The sequence below is a fragment of the Acinetobacter sp. YH12249 genome (genome assembly GCF_013417475.1).
GTDB lineage: Bacteria > Pseudomonadota > Gammaproteobacteria > Pseudomonadales > Moraxellaceae > Acinetobacter.
Genome location: NZ_VPDX01000027.1, coordinates 32878 through 39747 on the forward strand (window position 1 = coordinate 32878; position 6870 = coordinate 39747).

At 32.8% G+C, this 6870-nt stretch carries 3 protein-coding genes, 1 pseudogene and 1 other annotated feature; all 4 genes and pseudogenes read left to right on the top strand.

What is annotated here, in order from left to right; all coding sequences use genetic code 11:
• Window positions 1-243 precede the first annotated feature (243 nt).
• The 4 genes and pseudogenes from FTV25_RS13090 (at window position 244) to FTV25_RS13105 (ending at window position 6787) form a co-directional block, all read left to right on the top strand.
• A complete protein-coding gene (locus FTV25_RS13090; RefSeq protein WP_180009802.1) occupies window positions 244-2190 on the top strand; it encodes a site-specific DNA-methyltransferase in 1947 nt (648 codons plus the stop codon).
• 2 nt (window positions 2191-2192) lie between these two features.
• Entirely contained in the window at window positions 2193-4820 is a 2628-nt protein-coding gene (locus FTV25_RS13095; protein ID WP_180009801.1) for a DEAD/DEAH box helicase family protein, read from the top strand.
• Window positions 4821-5065: 245 nt separating this feature from the next.
• Window positions 5066-5632 carry a recombinase family protein gene (locus FTV25_RS13100; RefSeq protein ID WP_006581699.1) on the top strand — a complete coding sequence of 189 codons (567 nt, stop codon included), beginning with the start codon at window positions 5066-5068 and terminating at the stop codon, window positions 5630-5632.
• A gap of 182 nt (window positions 5633-5814) precedes the next feature.
• Window positions 5815-6787: pseudogene (locus tag FTV25_RS13105) on the top strand (IS3 family transposase).
• Window positions 6104-6220 (top strand) — a sequence feature (AL1L pseudoknot). (Overlaps the previous pseudogene by 117 nt.)
• Window positions 6788-6870 lie beyond the last annotated feature (83 nt).

Sequence of the window (6870 nt, forward strand, 5' to 3'; positions counted from 1 at the left end):
CTGAATTTTAGTATCCTTTACCTTTTAATTCTGCTTATTCCATTTTTTGTATTGATGTATTGGATGATAAGAGTTACCGAACATATAAAAGATGAGAAAAATTTAAAAGAATCTTCTTAATGAAGTAAGTAAATCGTGCAACTCATGCTCTAGTCTAGGATTTTTAGGTTAAATACTAAGATCAATTGGATTAGAATCGCCTATAATTCTGCATTTATAAAGTTTTAGCATCGGTAATAATTCATGGATACAGCTCTAATTCAAACGCTAAAAACAATTCTTAAGCAGTTTCCAAAATTTTGGAATGGTGAAAACCTCCAAAGATCCCTCGTTATTGATGCAATTCAGAAAAAAGAAGCTGATTTAGTTAAAGCCTTAATCAATAACAGTAAGATTAAGTCTATTTATAGTACTGATGTCGATGGTGTTCTAATTTTTGATTTCGATAAGCTCATTAGCCTTTTGAAATATAAGGAATATTGGGCTGATAGTTTCACTAAGTACCGTAATAAGGTAGGTTTAACAAGTGAAGGGAAATACTTAGATTACAATTCTGATGTTGTGCTAGATTTTCCATTTAAGGATTGTGTTCTTGAAGGGGGGATGACTAAAGAAGAGGAAGCGAAAAATGAAATTTATTACAATGAAATCATTGCTCGTGATGAAATTGATCGTTTATTTTCACCCAAAGTTTTTACAAATACGAAGCGTTATACGAAAGCTGGTATAGAAGAAAAATGTACTCAATTTAATGATAAGGATAATTTAGTTATTAAAGGTAATAACTTAATAGCCTTACATTCATTAAAAGAACGATATGCGGGTAAAGTAAAGCTAATATATATTGATCCACCTTATAATACAGGTGATGATGGCTTTAAATATAACGATAATTTTAATCATTCAACATGGCTAACCTTTATGAAAAATCGTTTAGAGGTTGCACATGAACTCCTATGTGAAAGTGGAATTATTTGTATACAGATCAATGATGTTGAATTTGGTTATTTGAAAGTTTTATGTGATGGTATTTTTAAAAGAGAGAATTTTTTAAACTCTATTTGCATTCAGATGGCGCATTTAAGTGGTGTGAAAATGAGCCATATTTCTACAAAAATCCCTAAAATTAAAGAACATATCTTAGTTTATTCAAAAAATTCTTCTAATATTTCGCTAAATCCACAATATATTCCTGTAGATTGGGATTTTGCATTTAATAGATACCAAAATTTTATTAAGAAGAATGATTCAGAAAATATAGATGAGTGGACTTCTATTTCCTTAAATAATGCACTCAAAGAATCTGGTATTAATCTAGAAAATGATAAAGAAGTTCTTGAGTTTAAGATTAATAATGCTCATTTAATTTTTCAAACAGCTATTAATAGAAGTAAAAATTATCCTAAAGAGCCAAGAAATAAGTTTTTAGATATTGAAGGGAAATATGTATTAAATGGAAGAGAAGTCATTTTTGCAAGTGAGAAAATAAGAGTAATAAATGGAAAAAAAACTCCAACTTCTATTATTAGTGATATTTGGACAGATATAGGAATAAACAATGTATTCCAAGAAGGTGGGGAAGATATTTCCTTAAGATTTGGTAAGAAACCTGAAATGCTTTTAAAAAGAATTATTGCATTATTTTCTAATGAAGGGGATCTAGTATTAGATTTTCATTTAGGATCAGGTACTACGTGTGCTGTAGCTCATAAAATGAAACGTCAGTATATTGGCATTGAACAGCTAGATTATATTGAAGATTTAGCTATAAAAAGACTGAATAACATTATTCAAGGTGATTCTACTGGTATCTCAAAAGAAGTAGATTGGCAAGGTGGCGGGTCTTTTATTTATACTGAGCTAATGGAACTAAACTCCATCTTTATTCATCAAATTGAACAAGCACAAACAACAGAAAATTTATTGGGCTTATTTGAAGTGATGAAAGCTGAAGCACACCTTAATTATCATATTGCTTTAGATCAAGTATTAAATAATAAATATGAAGTAGATGGTGTTGATCATCTTGTATCTTTTACAGATCTTGAATTCTCTCATCAGAAACAGCTTTTAATTGAAGTTCTAGACAAAAATCAATTGTATGTGAATGCATCTGAAATGGATGATCAGCGATTCGCTATTCCTGAAAGTGATAAGACTTTCACTACTAGCTTTTATCAAAAGGATTGATCATGGCTAGAAATACTACTCTGATTAAACAAGACTTTTTATTTAATCAATTTCAACAAATTGATAAATTTGGATTATTTCAGGGGAATTATGAAACGCCTGAATATTTAAAATCTAACTTGAAAGATGACTTACGTTCCTATCAAGAAGAAGCCTTACGTTATCTGCACTATGCCCAAAGCCACAATGAAGCAAATATACGCTTTAAACATTTGTTATTTAATATGGCTACTGGTTCAGGTAAAACAATGGTAATGGCAGGAGCCATTCTTTATTTATTTAAAGAATATGGCTACCAAAATTTTATTTTCTTTGTGCATACCGATGCAATTATCCAAAAAACAAAAGAAAATCTTTTGAATAAACTATCCTCTAAATATCTTTTTACACAATCTTTAGAAATAGAAAGTGAACGTATTGTTATTGAGGCAGTTGAGTCTTTTCCACGACAACCAAGTAAAAATACGATTTACTTGAAATTATCTACGATTCATAAAATTCATGATGAATTGAATAGTTATAAAGAAAACAGTATCACTTATGAAGATTTAGCAGAAATTCCGCTTGTGCTTTTGGGTGATGAAGCACATCACTTTAATGCTGAAACAAAAGCTAGAGGTAAATATAAGACATCAACAGAGTATGAAGAACTAACCTGGGAACGAACAATTGATCGTATTCTTGCTTTACAAGATAAGAATCGTTTATTAGAGTTTACAGCAACGATTAATCTAGAAAATAAAGAAATTTACCAGAAGTATAAAGATAAAATCGTTTATCAGTACGATTTAAAAAAATTTATGACGGATGGATTTTCTAAGAAAGTCATGCTCTTAGAAGCTAATCAGCATGATGATGAAAAGATGCTTGATGCCGTGTTATTAAGTCAATATCGTAAATTAGTTGCAATCAAGTATGGCATTAAGGACTTTAAGCCAATTATTCTATTTAAATCGAATAAGATTGCTATTTCTAAAGCAAAACAAGAACAATTCACACAGATTATTAATGATTTAACTCCAGAGAAAGTTAAACTGCATTTAGCAAGTAAACAATCTCAAATTACTTCATCAAGCAGTATTTGGAATAAAGTAATTTCTTATTATTTAAATCAAAGTCTTATAAAAATTGTAGAAGGTATACAAGAAGATTTTAATGAACTAAATATTTTAAATGTTAATAAATCAGATATTTTGGAAGAATATCCTGTTTTATTAAATACTTTAGAAGAACCTGACAACCCTATACGATTAATTTTTGCTGTTGCTAAGGTAAATGAAGGTTGGGACGTTTTGAACTTATACGACATTGTTCGAATAAGTGAAAGTGCATCATCAACTAAATCAGGAACTGATAGCGAAGCGCAGTTAATTGGTCGAGGAGCACGATATTATCCATTTTTATTGAACGATGAAAAAAGTTTTGTTCGTCGCTATGATCTAAGTACAAGTGATCTTAGTATTTTAGAACAATTGCATTACCATACAATCAATGAACCTGCTTATATTAGAACTTTGCATCAATCGTTAGAGCAAGCTGATATTGTGGTGGACACAGATGGGCAAGGTATCATTGAACACGCCAAGCTCAAGCCTGCTTTTAAAGATTCTCATTTTTATAAATATGGACATTTATTTTTTAATGAAGTAGAGGAAATTACAGGACATGAACGCTCATGGACGTCATATTCATTAGAAAGACAGTATGAGATTTCATATAAAACAGCCAATGAAGTGGGGCTGGATAATTTATCAGGCAATCAAACTACAGTTTTACATACACAAACTTTACAACTAGACCAACGTTATTGGTTCAAAGCCTTACAAAAAATTAGTTTCTTTGAGTTTCGTAATTTAAAAAAATATTTTCCAAATTTAGGAAGCATTCAGGAATTTATATTAGATCAGCACTATTTAGGGGGAATAACTATTAATATTACCCTGCCAATCATGCTTGATCTAAACAAGTTCCATCCTCAAGAAAAGCTAAAATTTTTGGAAACAGTTTTGACAAGAATTTCTGAAAATATTCGTCGTAACTATCAGAAATACAGAGGTACACACCGTTTTATTAGTAAACCGTTAAAAGACGTAATTACTGATTATAGTGTTCATGTAGATCCTAACATGATGGTCAATCAAAGAATTACAGCAGAGAGCACTATTGGCAAAAAATGGTATGTCTATGATCAAGCTATTCTGAACCAGCTAGAGCATAAACTTATTAAGCTGTTAGAGCAGTTTATGCAGAAGTTGAATACTAAATATGATGATATTTACATTATTCGTAATGATGAGAAAACTACTCGTTTTAAATTAATGGAATTCAATGGTGTAAGAGGATTTATGCCTGACTTCATTATGTTAATGAAAGATAAAGTTAATAATGATATTTACTACCAAGTCTTTTTAGAGCCAAAAGGTGATGATCGTTTAATACAAGATGCATGGAAAGAAAATATGCTGGAAGAAATAAACGATCAAAAGCTTATTGTAGTTGAAGGTGATGAAAATGTGCGGTTAGTAGGGATCAAATTCTTTGCTGAAAGTAGACGGCATGAGTTCATTAAAGACTTTTCTGACAAGTTATATGATGGTCAGCAATTAGAAGTACAGTCTTTATTAATTTAAGCTTTCATAATATGAAATGAACAACATAAGAATCCGGTTTTTTGAACCGGATTTTTTTATCTATGACATTTTATGTATTTCATGACGAACAAATTAAAATTGCACATATATATTTTGTATACTTAGAGTATAGCCTAACGGAACAAAATAAAGTCTTAAAAAGCAACTCAAAAACCGTATTTATAGACTTAATATTTAATTTCGGTACAATATGTATTTAATTATCTAAACTCTAACGGTACAGAATGCCTAATCAGGTCGGATATATTCGAGTCAGTTCAACTGAACAAAATACTGAACGTCAATTAGATGGAATCAGCCTGGATAAGACCTTTACTGAAAAGGCAAGCGGTGGTAGCCGTGAACGTCCTCAGTTAAATGCAATGCTCGACTATCTGCGTGAAGGTGATACGGTGCATGTTCATAGTATTGATCGTCTGGCACGTAATACAAATGATCTGAACGAAATTGTGAATAGTCTGAATGATCGTGGTATAACCATTATTTTTCATAAAGAGAATTTGACCTTCAGTCATGATGTAGCACAATCGGCAATAAATAAACTCATGTTTCAGATGCTTGCTGCATTTGCAGAGTTTGAACGCTCCATGATCCGTGAGCGTCAAAAGGAAGGAATTGCAAAAGCCAAAGCGAAGGGCTTATATAAGGGAAGAAAGCGGAAGGTTGACTATGTTGAAATACGAAAAGCAATGGCTGAAGAAAATTCAACATTTAGAGGTGTTGCAGAAAAGTTTAAAGTAGGGATAGCAACAGTACAAAGAGCTTTAAAAGAAGAAACTAATAATCAATAAGGTTGATTAATGAAGACGCTTAGATATTCAAATTTAGAAAAGATCATGACCATTTATACTGAAATTTCTACTTATATTACATTTCATAATGCGACTGGTTTAACAGATATAAATAAATCAATGGAAGATTTTTGAACCGTACCGGGTTTGTCGGAGACCAAGCTTTCTGAGAGAATGTCCCGATGAAAAAAGTAAAATATACCCCTGAAATCAGAGAAAGAGCGGTTCAATTATTGATTGAATCCGAGAAAGATTATCCATCGAATTGGGCTGCGATCACCGCTATTGCTCCCTGAGCAGTATACTGCGCAAGGGTTGTACTCCTGAAACACTACGTGTTTGGTATCAAAAATATTTAGATAAACAAAATCCAGTTAAAGTACAGCAGCTTTCAGACCAAGAACGTATCAAACAACTCGAACGCGAAAATAAAGAACTGCAACGCGCCAATGAAATTCTACGTAAAGCAGCCGCTTTTTTCGCCCAGGCGGAGCTCGACCGCCCACACAAATAATGGTGGATTTTATCCATAATAATAAAGAGCTGTACGGAGTCGAGGCGATTTGTAGAATTTTACCGATCGCACCTTCAACCTATTACCGGACTCTAGATCTCTGTGAAAATCCAGAACATCGAGCAAAGCGAGATTTACATGACTTGCATCATGCTGAGGAGATTAAACGAATTTGGAAGGAAAGTTCAGGTCGGTATGGTGTACGTAAAGTCTGGCAAAAACTGAAACGTGAAGGCTATATTATTGCGCGCTGTACTGTTGCTCGATTAATGCAAAAGCTAGGTATAAAAGGTGTTTGGCGTGGTAAGAACAAACAAACCACCCGTAGCCGAGATGATCAAAAACGAGCGGATGACTTGGTAAAACGTAATTTTACTGCTGATCATCCTGACCAACTGTGGGTGAGTGACTTTACGTATATTCAAACAAATTCAGGCTGGGTTTATACTGCATTTATTATTGATGTGTTCTCACGAGCAATTGTTGGATGGAAAGTATCGACACGGATGAATACAGATATGGTGCTCGATGCATTGGAGCAAGCATTTAGGGCGGCAGAGGGGGCTGGAACGCTGAGTGCGCCCATGCCGCATTGCAAAGCAAAAGATAATCGGATAAAATGTAGCAATTCATATTCGTAAGCGTGGAGTAATCAGATGGGAAATTCCAAGTCAGCAGACAAGTAAGCCGCAACAACCAGTATTGTTGTTGCGGCGCTCTGTAA

Bases quoted from the DNA above. Each gene is read 5' to 3' on its own strand.
- FTV25_RS13100 (WP_006581699.1), top strand. From the start codon at position 5,066: ATGCCTAATCAGGTCGGATATATTCGAGTCAGTTCAACTGAACAAAAT.
- FTV25_RS13090 (WP_180009802.1), top strand. From the start codon at position 244: ATGGATACAGCTCTAATTCAAACGCTAAAAACAATTCTTAAGCAGTTT.
- FTV25_RS13095 (WP_180009801.1), top strand. From the start codon at position 2,193: ATGGCTAGAAATACTACTCTGATTAAACAAGACTTTTTATTTAATCAA.